General features: G+C 66.8%; 14 protein-coding genes. 11 read left to right on the forward strand and 3 right to left on the reverse strand.

The window, feature by feature from the left end; translation table 11 throughout:
- Nucleotides 1–204 precede the first annotated feature (204 nt).
- Nucleotides 205–1614, forward strand: coding sequence for a GSCFA domain-containing protein (locus ACQR1L_RS10365; RefSeq protein WP_434857867.1), 1410 nt, complete (start codon nucleotides 205–207; stop codon nucleotides 1612–1614).
- A 34-nt stretch (nucleotides 1615–1648) separates the two neighbouring features.
- Here the strand turns inward: ACQR1L_RS10365 and ACQR1L_RS10370 are convergent, their stop codons facing one another.
- A complete protein-coding gene (locus tag ACQR1L_RS10370) occupies nucleotides 1649–2218 on the reverse strand; it encodes a hypothetical protein (protein WP_434857868.1) in 570 nt (189 codons plus the stop codon).
- A gap of 442 nt (nucleotides 2219–2660) precedes the next feature.
- On the opposite strand from ACQR1L_RS10370, the gene ACQR1L_RS10375 reads away from it, so the two are divergent.
- Both ACQR1L_RS10375 and ACQR1L_RS10380 read left to right on the forward strand, forming a co-directional pair.
- On the forward strand, nucleotides 2661–3095 hold the full coding sequence (locus ACQR1L_RS10375; RefSeq protein ID WP_434857869.1) for a hypothetical protein: 435 nt from the start codon (nucleotides 2661–2663) through the stop codon (nucleotides 3093–3095).
- A 98-nt stretch (nucleotides 3096–3193) separates the two neighbouring features.
- Nucleotides 3194–3589, forward strand: coding sequence for a hypothetical protein (locus tag ACQR1L_RS10380; protein ID WP_434857870.1), 396 nt, complete (start codon nucleotides 3194–3196; stop codon nucleotides 3587–3589).
- A gap of 148 nt (nucleotides 3590–3737) precedes the next feature.
- On the opposite strand, the gene ACQR1L_RS10385 is transcribed toward ACQR1L_RS10380, so the two are convergent.
- Entirely contained in the window at nucleotides 3738–4778 is a 1041-nt protein-coding gene (locus tag ACQR1L_RS10385) for a polysaccharide deacetylase family protein (protein WP_434857871.1), read from the reverse strand.
- Between the two features lie 322 nt (nucleotides 4779–5100).
- Here ACQR1L_RS10385 and ACQR1L_RS10390 point away from each other — a divergent pair, with 322 nt between their 5' ends.
- Nucleotides 5101–5391 carry a hypothetical protein gene (locus tag ACQR1L_RS10390; protein WP_434857872.1) on the forward strand — a complete coding sequence of 97 codons (291 nt, stop codon included), beginning with the start codon at nucleotides 5101–5103 and terminating at the stop codon, nucleotides 5389–5391.
- A gap of 115 nt (nucleotides 5392–5506) precedes the next feature.
- Nucleotides 5507–5722 (forward strand): cysteine rich repeat-containing protein, encoded by a 216-nt coding sequence (locus tag ACQR1L_RS10395; protein ID WP_434857873.1) that lies wholly within the window; start codon nucleotides 5507–5509, stop codon nucleotides 5720–5722.
- Between the two features lie 234 nt (nucleotides 5723–5956).
- Here the strand turns inward: ACQR1L_RS10395 and ACQR1L_RS10400 are convergent, their stop codons facing one another.
- The gene (locus ACQR1L_RS10400; RefSeq protein ID WP_434857874.1) at nucleotides 5957–7639 is read right to left on the reverse strand and encodes an MFS transporter; all 1683 of its coding nucleotides are present in this window, start codon (nucleotides 7637–7639) and stop codon (nucleotides 5957–5959) included.
- 174 nt (nucleotides 7640–7813) lie between these two features.
- Here ACQR1L_RS10400 and ACQR1L_RS10405 point away from each other — a divergent pair, with 174 nt between their 5' ends.
- The 6 genes from ACQR1L_RS10405 to ACQR1L_RS10430 all read left to right on the forward strand — a co-directional run bounded on the left by ACQR1L_RS10405 (nucleotide 7814) and on the right by ACQR1L_RS10430 (nucleotide 14838).
- Nucleotides 7814–9184 carry a hydrolase gene (locus tag ACQR1L_RS10405; protein WP_434857875.1) on the forward strand — a complete coding sequence of 457 codons (1371 nt, stop codon included), beginning with the start codon at nucleotides 7814–7816 and terminating at the stop codon, nucleotides 9182–9184.
- A 154-nt stretch (nucleotides 9185–9338) separates the two neighbouring features.
- On the forward strand, nucleotides 9339–10736 hold the full coding sequence (locus ACQR1L_RS10410) for a cytochrome P450 (RefSeq protein WP_434857876.1): 1398 nt from the start codon (nucleotides 9339–9341) through the stop codon (nucleotides 10734–10736).
- A 52-nt stretch (nucleotides 10737–10788) separates the two neighbouring features.
- Complete coding sequence (locus ACQR1L_RS10415) at nucleotides 10789–12195, forward strand: adenylate/guanylate cyclase domain-containing protein (protein ID WP_434857877.1); 1407 nt, start codon at nucleotides 10789–10791, stop codon at nucleotides 12193–12195.
- Between the two features lie 120 nt (nucleotides 12196–12315).
- Nucleotides 12316–12783, forward strand: coding sequence for a TerB family tellurite resistance protein (locus ACQR1L_RS10420; RefSeq protein ID WP_434857878.1), 468 nt, complete (start codon nucleotides 12316–12318; stop codon nucleotides 12781–12783).
- A gap of 211 nt (nucleotides 12784–12994) precedes the next feature.
- Nucleotides 12995–13774 carry an SDR family NAD(P)-dependent oxidoreductase gene (locus ACQR1L_RS10425; protein WP_434857879.1) on the forward strand — a complete coding sequence of 260 codons (780 nt, stop codon included), beginning with the start codon at nucleotides 12995–12997 and terminating at the stop codon, nucleotides 13772–13774.
- A 254-nt stretch (nucleotides 13775–14028) separates the two neighbouring features.
- On the forward strand, nucleotides 14029–14838 hold the full coding sequence (locus ACQR1L_RS10430; RefSeq protein WP_434857880.1) for a glutamine amidotransferase: 810 nt from the start codon (nucleotides 14029–14031) through the stop codon (nucleotides 14836–14838).
- Nucleotides 14839–14859: the final 21 nt, after the last annotated feature.

Raw genomic sequence — 14859 nt, forward strand, 5'->3', positions numbered from 1 at the left:
GTTCGATATCCGCAATGCCGGCTGCGCTCGGCGTACGTCAACGGCCAGGCCGCAGACGATCAGTAGCAAAGGTCATGGTCGAAACGGAATGCGCGCGGCGTGCGAGGCCTACGCGCGAGACGATTTGACCGGGTAGGCGGCGATGCCCGGCTCCGACGGCCGGCAGGCCGGATCGACGCAACGAGACACAAGGCGACCCGCGACATGAGCACGACAGCCACTGCCCTCGACAATCACAGCCAGTACCAGTCCATCGTCGGCCAGATCCGGACGCTCGCCTACAAATATATCGAGGACAAGGACTACGTCAGCGCGCAGCTCGCCTTCCAGAAGCTGCTTGAGCTCGACCCCAAGGACATCAACGCCCGCTTCATCTATGCCCAGCTGATCGACGACGGCTCGCACAAGAAGCGCGCCGAGGCGCGCGACATGATGCTCGCGATCCTCGACGAGAACCCGCAGATCTTCGAGCAGGCCACCGAGGGCAATCTGCACCTGATCCGCAGCGCCGCCGTGCGCTGCAGCCATGTCGGTCCGTTCAGCCGCTCGATGGAGCTGTTCCGCAAGCTCGCGCCCGCCTCCAACGAGGCGGCGGACTATTTCTCGCTCAGCGAGATCCTGACCCAGGGCAACGAATTCGAGGAAGCGGTCACCGCGCTGGAGAAGGCGATCAAGCTCAACCCCGCCTATGACACGCCGGCCAATCGCGAGACGCTGGAGCTCGCGCGCTCCAATGCCAAGAAGGGCAAGACCAAGGAGGTCAAGGCCCGCGCCAAGGTCGGGCGCTATCCGGAGACGAAGGACTTCCTCGGCGATCTGCAAACGCTGATCACCAACCACATTGCCGTGAATCTCGCGGCAGCGCCAAAGTTTCTCGACAAGAGCACGCGCTTCTTCACCATGGGCTCGTGCTTCGCGCGCAACCTCTCCAAGAGCCTCAATGACAGCGGCTACAACAGCCATCACATGGAGATCTCGGAGTACATCAACACGACCTTCGCCAACCGCGTGTTCGTCGACTGGCTGCGCGGCGCCAAGATCGATCCGGAGATTCGCGAGCGCATCGTCGAGCTGCTGCCGCCGGGATCGAGCCAGGAGAACACGCTCGCCGTCATCAAGCAGGCCGACGTCTTCATCCTGACGCTCGGCGTCGCCGCCGCGTTCTTCGACCGCGAGACCGGCGCCTTCGTGCTCCCCAGGCCGAGCGCGCTCAACTCACGGGCGCTGGCCGAGAAGTACAAGTTCCGCACCGCCAGCGTGCAGGAGAATGTCGACAATGTGCGCTATCTGATCGACTTCGTCAGGAGCGTGCGGCCCGGCATCAAGGTGATCGTCACGGTGTCGCCGGTGCCGCTGCTCACCTCGTTCGAGTATGAATCGGTGGTGCAGGCCGACTGCCTGTCGAAGAGCACGATGCGGCTGGTCGCCCACGAGATCGTCAACAATTCGGAGCTCGAGGACATCTGGTACTGGCCGTCCTTCGAGGTGTTCCGCTGGGGCGGCTCGAATGCCTCCAGCTTCTTCGCCGCCGATGACGGCGCCGCCTGGCACGTGTCGGAAGACAAGGTGTCGGCAACCGTGCGGGCCTTCGTGCAGACCTTCTCGCCGGCCTGAGCACGGTCAGGGAGAGCAATTCAGATCGGCTGCCTCAGGGCAGCCGTTTTTTCCAGAGACGGAAGATCAGGAAGCTGGCCTGGGCATAGCCCGGCGGCGAACTGTCGGGCCCGAACGGGGTCCGCGAATACAGCGAGCTGGAGACCATGAAGCCCCCCACATAGGGCTCCGGCAATCCCGTCAGCACCAGGAAGCAGCGGTGCGTGAGCAGGCCATCCTCGGGCTGGTTGCCGCGGACCAGACGGCAGTCGCCAAGCCCGGTGAAGGGGATGCCGTTGAGCTGGCCTTCGGTGTAGGTGCCGAGCACGGTCGGATCCATCGCCTGGCCAATACACACCCGCATGTCGCCGATGCTCTTGTCGTTGCTGCCGGTCATCCGGCCATCGCTCGCCTGCACGTTCACGCTGTGAATGGACAATTGGTCCTCGAGCGCCGGAGCAAAACCGGTCTTGGTCGGCGCGCAGAAATCCGACGGCACCACCCGCCCACGGCGCACGGAGCGCGCGATGTAGATTTCCTCGACGTCATTCTCGCCCGCCTGGGCGAGGCTGGGATGCTGGACGGCGAGCAGCATGGCGGCCGTTATGAGCAGTGCTGAGATCATTCGGCGCATGCGCCAGCCCTTCCCCCGAATCGACCACTTTCCCTATCGGATTCGGCGAACCTTCTGAACAGCACCAACGAACAGTACATATGCATACGATCATACCTCAACCTTGGGTCGTTCCACGAGGATGGAACACCTCCGCATGGCGGTATTTTGGTAACAAACGCCGATGGTCTGGGATTGCAGTGCGAGCGCCCGCACATGCTGCAATCAACGATGGTCGGATGATCGTCGGGCGCGTCCCTGAGCTCCTCATCGCCCTGAACTGAAGTCGCGGTCATCGACAAAAGGTTCTGAGAAAAGCGGTGTGCCGATCCGCGAGGGCGTGTGGAGCGCCCGCGTGCGATCTGGAATTGTCCCGCCCAGTGTGACAAGCATCACATCGGGGGATCGCCGGGACGTCTAAACCTCCTCGCAGCCAACAAGGGGAGCTTTCACGATGCGCAAGATGATCCTGACCGGTGCCATGGTCCTGATGTCCGCCACCGCCGCCATGGCCGAGGGCACCCGCAGCCTGTCGCTGTCGTCCAGCGACGCCGCCCCGACGCCGCGACCCAGCTATGTGCAGCAGGCCGGCCAAGTCACCGTGACACCCGCACCGGTCCCGGCCGTCGCGACCGTCCCGGCGCAGCCCGCCACCCAAGCGACGGCCGCTGCTGCACCCGCGGCAGCGCCCGCGCCGGCCGCTCCAGCGACCACCGCCGCGACACCGCAGCCGGCGACGGCCACAGCGACCGCGCCTGCGGCGTCGACCAGCTCGGTGCAGAAGCCGCAGAAGTCCCAGCGCTCCGCCCGCAGCAGCAAGCCGCGGACCAGGAGCTGGACGGAGGCCCGCATCGTCCGCGAGTTGCACCGCCACGGCATCTATTGGTGAGCGGACAGCCGAGACCTTCGTTCGGCGTCGAGCCCGGTTGACAGCCGTTCAACCTGAGCTAGCTTTCGGCCCATATTACCGCCATATGGGGAAACATGATGTTCCGAACGGCCCTGCTTGCCACTGCACTTCTTGCGGCGACGACAATTGGCGCCGCCGCCCAGACTGTTGCGCTGACCTTCAACATCCCGGGCCAGCCGCCGGTGAGCCATCCAGCCAAATGGCGGCCCGGCATCACGGTCGAGCAGGCCATGCAGGGCGCCGGGATCAAGTACGTCACCGCCTGGTATCCCGGCCTCGGAAATGCACTCGTGATTGCCGAGGGCACGCCCCTGGTGACCAATGGTGGTCTGGGATCACCGTTCTGGTGGCTGTGCGTCGATGGCAAAGCGCCGAAGCGCGGCGGCAAGGATGTCGGCATGTCCCAGGCGTTGATTCCCTCGGCGCGCTCGACTGTGACCTGGTCCTGGACGATCGAACCGACCTGCAAATAGCCGGCCCGGTTCGCGGCGGCATCGACGGCATCCGCTGCAGGTCGCCAGGCCGATAGAAGGGGCGGCGTGATTTGCAGGCAAACACGCGTGCAACGAAAAAGGCCGGGCAATCGCCCGGCCTTCGCCGTCACTCACTGGCAGCGGGGCATCACTGCTGGACGGTCTGGATCACGCTGGAGATCGGGCGCGCATTGGTCATGGTGGTCGGCAGCTTCGGATCCTGGCCGACCATGGCGTCATATTCCGGCAGCGTGTCGAGCGTGCCCTTCGGCTTCATCGCGACGACCTTGTAGCCGCCGGCCTTGAGCCGCCGCAGCAGGGTCGGCAGCGCCAGCGCCGTGTTCTTCTGGAAGTCGTGCATCAGGATGATGCCCTTGCCCTTCTTGTCGAGCCCGGTCATCACCGTGTTCACGACCTGGTCGGCATCCTTGGAGCGGAAGTCGAAGCTGTCGACGTCGCAGGAGAACATCGCGACGTTGCGGGTGCCGAGATAGGCCACGGCGGACGGACGGTGCTGCAGCTGCGGGAAGCGGAAGAACGGCGCGGGATTGGTGCCGCCAAGCGCGAACTTCACGGCGCTGATGCCCTTCTCCAACTCGTCCTTCGCGGTCTGATCGGTCATCTTCTTGCCGTTGAGATTGACGTGCGACCAGGTGTGCACGCCGACGACGTGACCGGCCGCCTGCACCTGGCGCAGGATCTCCGGATGATAGGTCGCGTGCTTGCCGATGGTGAAGAAGATGCCGGTGGTGCATTCGTCGGCCAGCGCCTTCAGCACGGCCGGCGTGTTGACGGGCCACGGGCCGTCGTCGAAGGTCAGCACAACCTCGCGGTCGGCGAGGAAGTCGAACTGCTTGAAGTGGTCGAGGCCGAAGCCCGGACCGCCTGTCGTGTCGACCACGACGGTGCGGGAGACGCCGAGCGCATCCGGATTGGCGCAGGTCGATTTCGGCAAGCTGGGCGCCGGCGGCGGCGTTGCGGGTCGGGCCGGCACGGTGCCGGTGAACTCGACGTCGGCCTTGGCGGCGAGCCTGGTCGATGATGGGGAGGACGCCGGCTCGGCCGGCTTGATCGATGCGCTCTGCGCGGCGGCTTTCGCGGCGCTCGGCTTCGACACATAGTACCACACACCGGTGATCGCCAACGCCGCGACGACGGTGGCCAGCAGCAAGCCTAACGCATTACGCATGGTTACTCTTCCCGAAAACGCGAGACAGACGGTGGCGGACAAGAACACCGTCCAACCACCTCGATTAGCTTCCATTAGTGCCAACGAAACCTTAACGCGGTGCCAACACGGCCAGGATCGGCCAAGATTTCCAGCAGGATGCCGCCGTGGAATCGGGTGTTCGACGCAGTGACATGTCGCCACGCCCTGCCGAAATGGCCGGGCCGGGTTGCGCAGGCCGATCTGGCGTGACCCGCATCACGGTTGCTAACGCGGCATCCGGCCATGATGAGCGCATCGAAACACGGGGCCCGCAATGACGCGGAGCCAATGGGAGCCAGCCATGACGAAGTCCTTCACTTTGCTGCGCAAGGCCGTTCTGGCCGCCGTCAGCGTCGCCGCCGTCGCAACCTTCACCACCACCGAAAGCTTCGCCTTCAGCGCCGAGGCGCAGCAGATGTGCACCGGCGACGCCTTCCGCCTGTGCAGCAGCGAAATCCCCAACATCCCGGCAGTCACCGCCTGCATGATCAAGAACCGCTCCTCGCTCAGCTCCGGCTGCCGCACCGTGCTCGACAAGGAAGTCTTAAAGCAGCGCAGCGGCAAGATCGCCGAGGTCAGCGACAGCCAGTGATCACGGGCTCTGGCTCCCCTTGCGCGCCCCGGCTGCGGTCGAGGCGCTTGCGAGGCCCGGTTGCGGCCACTAAAAGCGCCGCCGAACCTTCAATGCCGGGAGCGAGGCGTCAGTCATGAACAAAGTCTTGGTGGTCATCCCCTTTCTCCTGCTCGCATCGGCGGCCTCCGCCCAGCAGCAGCCCGGCCAGGATGCCTGCGCCCGCGACGTCTCGCGGCATTGCCGGGCGGTGATGAACAATGGCGACCAGGCCGTGCTCGCCTGCCTCAAGGAGCACCGCGCCAAGCTGTCGAAGGCCTGCGACAAGGTGCTGACCGATCACGGGCAGTGAGTCCTGATTTGGCGTAATCGTTTCGTTCGTCGAGCGGATGGCCGACGTTTTTTTGTCGTCTCCGGAGGCTCGTCATTCCGGGGCAAGGCCGCAGGCCTTGAACCCGGAATCCCGAGATTGTCTTGCACCCTGCTCCTCAGCTTGAGATTCCGGGTTCAATCGTCACCGCGCAGCCGCGCGTTGACGATTGCCCCGGAATGACGCGGAAGCGGTTTGCTTGAGCGAATGAGCCGCTTAAGGCCCGCTCCGCGCTGCGCTCGCCACCGCAGGCGCAGTCTCGGGCGTGCGGTCGATGTCGTCCTTGACGCGCACCGAACCGAACGGCCGCTCCAGCATGCGGCGGATGCGCACCGGGTCTGCCCCGATGTGAAAGTCGATGGCGCGCTTGTGCAGCTCGCGCTCGGCGCGGGTCGAGCGGTTGCGCTGGCGCAGATAGTCGATCCAGGTCGGGCAGTGATAGCGCTCGGTCCAGAGTTCGGGATCGGCGATGTCGCGCGCGATCGACCAGCCATAGGCGCCGTTGCGCTGACGGCTGAGCTGCACGTCCTGCATCAGATCGTGGAAGGCGCGGGCATTGTCCTCGGCGACGCGGTACTCGATCTCGACCACCAGCGGCCCTGAGCGCGGCGTCAGTTCGAGCTGCACCTCGGGATCGGCCAAGGTCTCGCCGTCCTCGTTGCGGGCGCCGATCGGCGGCATCCGCAGCCACAGGCCGAGCAGCGGTGAGGCGATCATCAATCCGCCGGACACCAGCAGCGCGACCTCGACGCCAGCGGCGTCGGTGAGGCGGCCCCACCCCCAGCTGCCGATGGCGATGCCGCCAGAGATCGCCGCCTGGAACGCGGCCAGCGCGCGGCCCGCGACCCAGCGCGGCGCCGACAGCTGCACGCCGATGTTGAACAGCGCGACCGCGAGCATCCACACCGCGCCGGCGACGACGAGCGCTGCGGCCGTGAGCACCGGCTCGGTGCTGAGCGCCACGGCCGCCGTGGTCGCTCCCAAGGTGAGCGCGCACACGCGGATCGCCGCCTCGCCCGACAGCCGCTTCCTGACCTCGCCGATATTGAGCGCGCCGATGACGGCGCCCATGCCGAACGCGCCGAGCATGATGCCGTAGGTCTGCGCACCGCCATGCAGCAGGTCGCGCGCGACCAGCGGCATCAGCGCCGAGATCGAGCCGCCGATGATGCCGGTCACTAGGGTGCGGATCAGCACGATGCGGATCGATGGCGAGTGGATGATGTAGCGAACGCCGGAGACGATGGCGCGGTTGAGCGGCTCGCGCGGCAGTCGGCTCGGCTCGACCACGCGGCGCCACATGAACAGGGCCACCAGCAATGGCAGGTACAGTAGCGCATTGGCCGCGAACGCGGCCACCGCCCCCGCAGCCGCGACCACGACGCCGCCGATCGCCGGGCCAAAGCTGCGCGCGATGTTGTAGCTGATGCCGTTGAGCGCCACGGCCGCCGGCAAGGTTTCCGGCGGCACCTGCTCGCTGACCGAGGATTGCCAGGCCGGCCCCATCAGCGCCATGCCGCTGCCGATCACGAAGCACAGCACGAGCAGGCGCTCGGGCGTGACCATGCCGAGCCAGGCCAGCACGGTCAGAGTCGTCGCGCCGCCGAGGGCCACGAGCAGGGACGCCAGCGCGACGATGCGGCGGTCGTACATGTCGGCGACCGCACCGGCCGGCATCGAAATGAACATGACGGGCAGCATCAGCGCGGTCTGCACCAGCGCCACTTTGTCGGCCGACGACGTCATCTGCGTCATCGCCCAGGCGGCGCCGACGGCCTGGATCAGCAGTCCCAGATTCGACAGCAGGCTCGCCAGCCAGATCCGGCGGAACACCGTGTGCTTCAGCGGTGCGGCGATGCTCTCCGCGGCGAACAGCTCGCGTTTCTGCGGCGCATTCATGCCGGTCCGTCCAGGTCGCCAGATCGCAGGGCAGAAGATCGCATTGAACTATCGCTTGATTCCAGCCGGACGAATGTGATGCCTGCGAAGGTCAGCCGCGTCCAGTGCGCAGACGATCGCATCATGGATCGCGGCCAACCAACACAAGATGAATGAGACAAGGGGAGACCGCCCATGAAACTGACGCGCCGCAACATTCTGCAGGGCATGGGAACCCTGCCCCTGCTCGCCAGCGGCCTGCCGCTCTCCGTCGCCGCACAGACGACGACCGCGCCATCGACCGGCGACATTCCTCCGATCCTGTTCGTCCACGGCAACGGCGATCATGCCGCGCTGTGGCTCACGACCTTGTGGCGGATGGAGTCCAACGGCGTGCCGCGGTCGCGGCTTGCCGCCCTCAACTTCACCGATCCGCTGGCCCGCAACGACGACGCGGTGGCGCAGCCGAACCGGTCGTCCACCGAGGACCAGCGCCGCGAACTGGCCGAGGCCATCAAGGCGCTGAAGGAGCGCACGGGCGCACCGCGCGTCGCGCTGGTGGGCAGCTCGCGCGGCGGCTACGCGATCCGCAACGTCATCAAGACTGGTGGCGGCGCCGACGTCAGCCACGCCGTGCTGTGCGGCACGCCCAATCATGGCGTGTTCGACTGGGAGGACAGTCCCGGCAGCGAGTTCAACGGCCGAGGCCCGTTCCTGCGCGCTCTCAATTCAGGTGACAGCGAGGTTACCCCGGGCACCGCCTTCCTGACCTTGCGCAGCGACGGGCTGGACAAATACGCGCAGGCCGACGGCCGGCTCGTCGGCAAGCCCGGCGTCCCCACCGGGATCACCGCGGAAGGCCCGGCGCTGAAAGGCGCGACCAATCTCGTGCTCGGCGCGCTCGACCATCGCGAGGTCGCGTTCCATCCGCGCGCGTTCCGCGAGATCTACAAATTCATTGCCGGCCGCGAGCCGTCGGTCATCGCGGTCCAGCCAGAGCGCGAGGTGCGGATCAGCGGCCTCGTCACGGGCACGCCGGGCGGCGCGCCGACCAACCGCCCCGTTGCCGGCGCCAGCGTGGAAGTCTACCGCGTCTCAGGCGAGACCGGCGCGCGCAACGGCGAGCCGGTCTATCGCGGCCAGACCGGCGCCGACGGGCGCTGGGGCCCGGCGGAGATCGATCCGACGTCGTTCATCGAGATCGTGCTGACGTCGCCGGGCGCGCCGGTCACACATTTCTACCGCTCGCCATTCCCGCGCTCGTCCGACGTGGTGCATCTGCGCGCCGCGCGGCCGCTCGGCCAGGCCGATGCCGGTGCTGGCGCGATCGTGATCATGTCGCGGCCGCGCGGCTATTTCGGCCTGCCCCGCGACATCGTGCTGCTCGACGGCAAGGAACCGGGCGACGTACAGAAGGGCGTGCCGACCGATGCCACGACCACGTTGCGGCTGCCGGCCGGAGACATCGGGCGCAGCGTCATCGGGCTTTTCAACCAGGAACGCATCGCCGCCCGGCTTTGGCCAGCATCGGAGGGCAGGATTGCGCTGATCGAGCTGACTGATTAGTTGCTGGAGTATGATGGTACGTCACAGGCCCCCCGAGGGGTGCGCTTGCGCGTCCCAGCTCACGCGACGAGCGCGATGACGTGAAAATGTCGCGCTCGTCGGTGCGATAGTTTGGGTCGACGGGCGCTCATGGGAGCGATCTTGTGAGGAGTGAATGAGCACCGCCGAGATCCACTATCTGCCGCAGGCACGGGTGCCGCATTCCCGGGGGCCGCTGATCCCGCCGATGCCGCCACGCGCGCCCGACAGCATGGGCACGCTGCGGCGGGTGCTGATGATGGGCCAGAACGCCATCTCGACCTGGAGCCAGCGCGCCTATGAGGACGAGATCGTCCGCGGCCGCTTCCTCGGCAGCTCCAGCTACATCCTCAACACGCCCGAGACCATCAAGCATGTGCTGGTCGACAATTGGGAGAACTACACGCGCACCGCCGGCGCGATCCGCGTGCTGCAACCGGTGCTCGGCGACGGCCTGCTGATTGCCGAGGGCAAGGCCTGGAAGCATCAGCGCCGCACGCTCGCGCCGGCGTTCACGCCGCGCGCGGTCTCCGGCCTCGTGCCGCACATGGTGGCGGTGACCGACGAGACGGTCGCGCGGCTGCGGCAGCAATGCGGGCAGCCGGTCGATTTGCGCGAGGTCATGCAGCGCATGACGCTCGACATCGCCGGCCGCACGATGTTCTCGTTCGAGATGGGCCGCCACGGCGCCACCTTGCGCGACTTCGTCTATGAGTACGGCATGCGGCTGGCCAGCCCGCATCTCCTGGACATCGTGCTGCCGGTGTCCTGGCCGACCCCGCGCGACTTCGCCCGCCGAAGGTTCCGCAGGCGTTGGACCGATTTCATCGGCATGCTGATGGCCGAGCGCCGCGCCGCCGGAAAGCTGGAGGATGCCCCACCGCGCGACCTGTTCGACCTGATGGGGGCCGCGCGCGATCCCGAAACCGGAGCGGCCTTCACCGACGCGCAACTCGCCGACGAGGTCGCGACCATGATCCTCGCCGGACACGAGACCACTGCGACGGCGCTGTTCTGGGCGCTGTACCTGATCGCCCTCGACCCGACCAATCAGGACAGGCTCGCGCAGGAGGTGCGCGCGGCGGCCGATCTCGGCAGTCCCGAGCAACTGCCGTTCACGCGCGCGGTGATCGACGAGACGCTGCGGCTGTATCCGCCGGCGTTCCTGATCGCCCGCGCCGCCAGCGGACCGGACCGCATTGCGTCGTTTTCGGTCAAGCGCGGCGACGTGGTCCTGATCTCGCCCTGGCTGCTGCACCGGCACGAGAAGCTGTGGGACGCGCCCAATGCCTTCAAGCCGGAGCGCTTCATGCCCGGCGCACCGCCGCTGGAGCGCTTCGCCTACCTGCCGTTCGGGGCCGGTGCGCGGGTGTGCATCGGCGCTCATTTCGCCCTGGTCGAGGCGGTGCTGGCGCTGGCGCGCCTGGTCGGCGCCTTCAGGATCGAGCTGGTCGACCGCGCGCCGGTGATGCCGGTCGGCGTGGTGACGACACAGCCGGACCGCTCGCCACTGTTCCGAATCACGCCGCGGTGAGCGCCGTCATCTGGTATTCCGGTCCATCTTTGACTACCTGATCGGGATGTCCATGACCGCGGCCATGCCGTTTTCCGCCTCCCACGACGCCGCCGACCCGGCCGTGTCGGACGCGATCGCGCGGCTGATCGCGGAAGGGGCCGACCACGAGCTCAACCGCATCAACGTGCTCGACTTCGCGGCCCGAACCGGCCTCGACGAGGAGCGCACGATCTCCGGCTTCATCCGTGCCGCGCGGGCCGGCCTGTTCGACCTGACCTGGAACGTGCTGTGCCCCGGCTGCGGCGGCGTGCTCGACGCGCACGGCACGCTGAAATCACTCCGCTCGGACGAGTATCAATGCGGGCTGTGCGCCTGCGGCTATGAGGCGACCGTCGACCAGCAGGTCGAGGCCGCCTTCACGGTGAGCCCGCGCGTCAGGCGGATCGCCGCGCACGACCCGCATGCGCTGCCGGTCTGGGACTATTTCAAGCAGGTGTTCTGGAGCTCCGGCGTCGAATTCGACGATGCAGCGATGGCGGCGCTGTCGAACGAGGTGGTGATCGACACGCGCGAGCTCGCGGCCGGCGACCACACCACCGTCACGCTGACGCTGCCGCCGCAATTCATCATCCTGTTCGAGCCCGTCACCCACGCCGCGCATTTCATCGACGTGCAGGGCGAGCCGACCGACGAGGTGCAGCAGCTCGCCATCAAATATGAGGGCGGACACAGCGCGGTGCAGACCAGGGTGCTGCGGCCCGGCCCGCTCCAGCTCGCGCTCGACAACAAGGCCCGGGTGCGCACCTTGCCGACCATCATGGTCGCGGCGGATGCGCTGCATCACCTGATCGGCCGCCGCAAGCCGTTCCTCACCGCCAAGCGGATGCTGTCGAACCAGACCTTCCGCGACGTGTTCAAGGCCGACAATCTCAACATCGACCAGCGGCTGAAGATCACCTCGCTGACCTTCCTGTTCACCGACCTCAAGAGCTCGACCGCGCTGTATGAGCGCGTCGGCGATCTCGCCGCCTTCGACCTGGTGCGCGCGCATTTCCGCATCCTGCTCGAGATCATCAATGCCGAGAAGGGCGCGGTGGTGAAGACCATCGGCGACGCCGTCATGGCCACCTTCATCAAGCCGGAGCATGCGCTGGCCGCGGGCCTGCGGATGCGCCACGCGATGCAGCGGCTCAATGCCGAGCGCGGCACCGAGGATCTCGTGGTGAAGATCGGCATCCACGAAGGGCCCTGCCTGGCGGTGATGCTCAACGACCGTCAGGACTATTTCGGACAGACCGTCAACATCGCCGCGCGCGTGCAGAGCCTGTCGACGGCGCAGGAGATCCACATCACCGCACCGGTCATCCAGAGCCCTGGCGTCGCCGACATTCTGAGCACGGCGAACATCGCCCCCATCCAGAAACAGGCGGCGCTGCGCGGGATCGCCGACCGGATGATGGTCTACGAAATACCGTAACGCTTACCGAAATGTCATGCCGCGGCCGGGCCCGGATGGATTGTCCGAGACCGGCGGCGTTTGCATATAACAGGCGTCAGCAGGACGATCCGCGGCCTGCACGCAACATCGAAGGACGCCATGCTCGAAGGATTGCGCCAATTCATCGCCGACGTCGTGTCGCCGCAGGAGACGCCGGCCTTCGACGACAATGGCTACCAGCTCGCCGCGACCGCGCTGCTGATCCACGTAATCTCGCTGGACGGTGAGCCGAGCGCGGCGGAGCAGCGCAAGCTGCACAGCCTGATCGAGCTGCGCTTCGGCCTCGACCATGGCTCCGCCGACCGGCTGATCGCGCAGGCGATGCTGGCCGAGGGCGACGCGGTCGATCTCTACCGGTTCACCAGCGTCATCATGCGCGAGGTCGACGAGGCCGGCCGGCTGCGCATCGTCGAGATGATGTGGGAGCTGGTCTATGCCGACGGCAAGGTGACGGAGTTCGAGGACAATGTGGTCTGGCGCGCCTCGGAGCTGCTCGGCATCTCCACTCCCGACCGCATCGACCTCAAGCACCGGGTGGCCTCCCGACGCGCGGGGAACCCGGCCTGATCCGGCTCCCGCCAAGCGAGTGACCGTCAGATGAACAAACTTTAATTTTGTTCCGGGCAACCTTTGTTCATGTAAACCTATGTGAATCCGATGTTATTGCGTTAACCGGGCGCCGAGCCGGGCTTCGGGCCAGCTTGCATGTTCCGGCCGGGCTATGCTCTCGTCCGCGGCGACCAAGCAAGTTCGGAATGTGATCGAAGAGCAGGGAATCGTGAGTGAACGGGTTACGCTGGTAACGGGCGCCTCGGCCGGAATCGGAACCGAGCTGGCACGCGTGTTCGCGGCCAACGGTCACCGGCTTGCCTTGACCGCCCGGCGCGAGGACCGCCTCGCCGCGCTCGCCCGCGAGATCACCGCCAAGGGCGGACCGGCGCCGCTCGTCATCCCCTGCGATCTCACCTCCCCCAATGCCGGGGCGACCATCGCGGCGGCGCTGACTGACGCCGGCGTCGAGCTCGAATATCTCGTCAACAATGCCGGCTTCGGCTTGTTCGGCAAGGCCGTCCAGCTCGACCGCACCGAGCAGCTCGACATGATCTCGGTGAACGTGCGCGCGCTGACCGAATTGTCGCTGCGCTTCTCCGACCAGCTGATCCGCAACAAGGGCGGCATCCTCAACCTGGGCTCGGTCGCGGGTTTCCTGCCGGGGCCCGGCATGGCCGTCTACTACGCCTCCAAGGCCTATGTGATCTCGTTCACCGAGGCGCTGCGCAAGGAGCTGGCGCCGCATGGCGTGCGGGTCACCGTGCTTTGCCCGGGCCCGGTGCCGTCGGAGTTTCAGGACCGCGCCGGCTTCAAGCCGGGCGTCGATTCGGTGATCCTCAACGTCTCGCCGAAGGCCGTCGCCGAGGCCGGCTATCGCGGGCTGATGGCGGACAAGCGGGTCGTGCTGCCGGGGATCGGCATCAAGATCGTGCCGTTCCTGCTGCGCTGGTTCCCGCGCGGCTTCATCCTCGACGCGGTCGGGCGGCTGCAGCTCAAGCGCAGTTGATTCGCCTGCGCGTGGCGGATCCGACATTCTGCTATGCGATGTCGGTGTTGTCGCCATGGCGGCATTGGCTCTGAAACCGCACCAGATTTTTCGTTCTGCGTTTTCGACGTCGCCAGTGGTCTTCGACTACCGCGAAACGTCGCGCAGATGATTCGTTGCGTCGGCCGAAATGGCCCGTGCTGGCCCGGTGCTTGCTTTCCGAGGTTGACTTGCTCACGCACCGTTAACCTTCGCTTAGCTATGATCGCCAGGTGATGCTCAGGCCAGACCCTTCGCTTTCCTCGAACGGGACCGCCACGGCGGACGTCCGGCCCCTGTCCTCGACGCCGGCCGCGGCGGCTGCGCCGCACCGGCCCGTGCTCATCATCCTGCACCAGGAAACCTCGAGTCCCGGCCGCATCGGCAATGCGCTGCGCGCCCGCGGCTACCGGCTCGACATCCGCCGGCCGCGCTTCGGCGATCCGCTGCCGGACACGCTCGATGGGCATTCCGGTGCCGTGATTTTCGGCGGTCCGATGAGCGCCAACGATCCCGACGATTTCGTCCGGCGCGAGATCGACTGGATCGAGGTGCCGCTGCGCGAGCAGCGCCCGTTCCTCGGCATCTGCCTCGGGGCGCAGATGCTGGCGATGCAGCTCGGCGCCCGGGTGGCGCCGCATCCGCAGGGACGCGCCGAGATCGGCTATTATCCGATCCATCCGACGCGCGCGGGCAAGAAGCTCTGCCCGCATTGGCCCGACCATGTCTACCACTGGCACCGTGAGGGTTTTGACCTGCCCGCCGGCGCCGACCTCCTGGCCGAGGGCGGCGACTTTCCGGTGCAGGCCTATCAATACGAGAACGCCACCGGGCTGCAGTTCCACCCCGACGTCACCTACGCGATGATGTGCCGCTGGACCACGCGCGGCCATGCAAGGCTCGACACGCCCGGCGCCTGCGCGCGCCACCATCATTTCGAGGGTCGCGCGGTGCACGATGCCGCCGAGCGGGTATGGCTGAAGCACTTCCTGGATGGATGGCTGGAACGGCAGCCGGTCGCGGCGATGGCCGAGGCGGCGGAGTAGCGGCTTCAGACGATCGGATTG

The sequence above is a fragment of the Bradyrhizobium sp. HKCCYLR20261 genome (genome assembly GCF_051168435.1).
Taxonomy (GTDB): Bacteria; Pseudomonadota; Alphaproteobacteria; order Rhizobiales; family Xanthobacteraceae; genus Bradyrhizobium.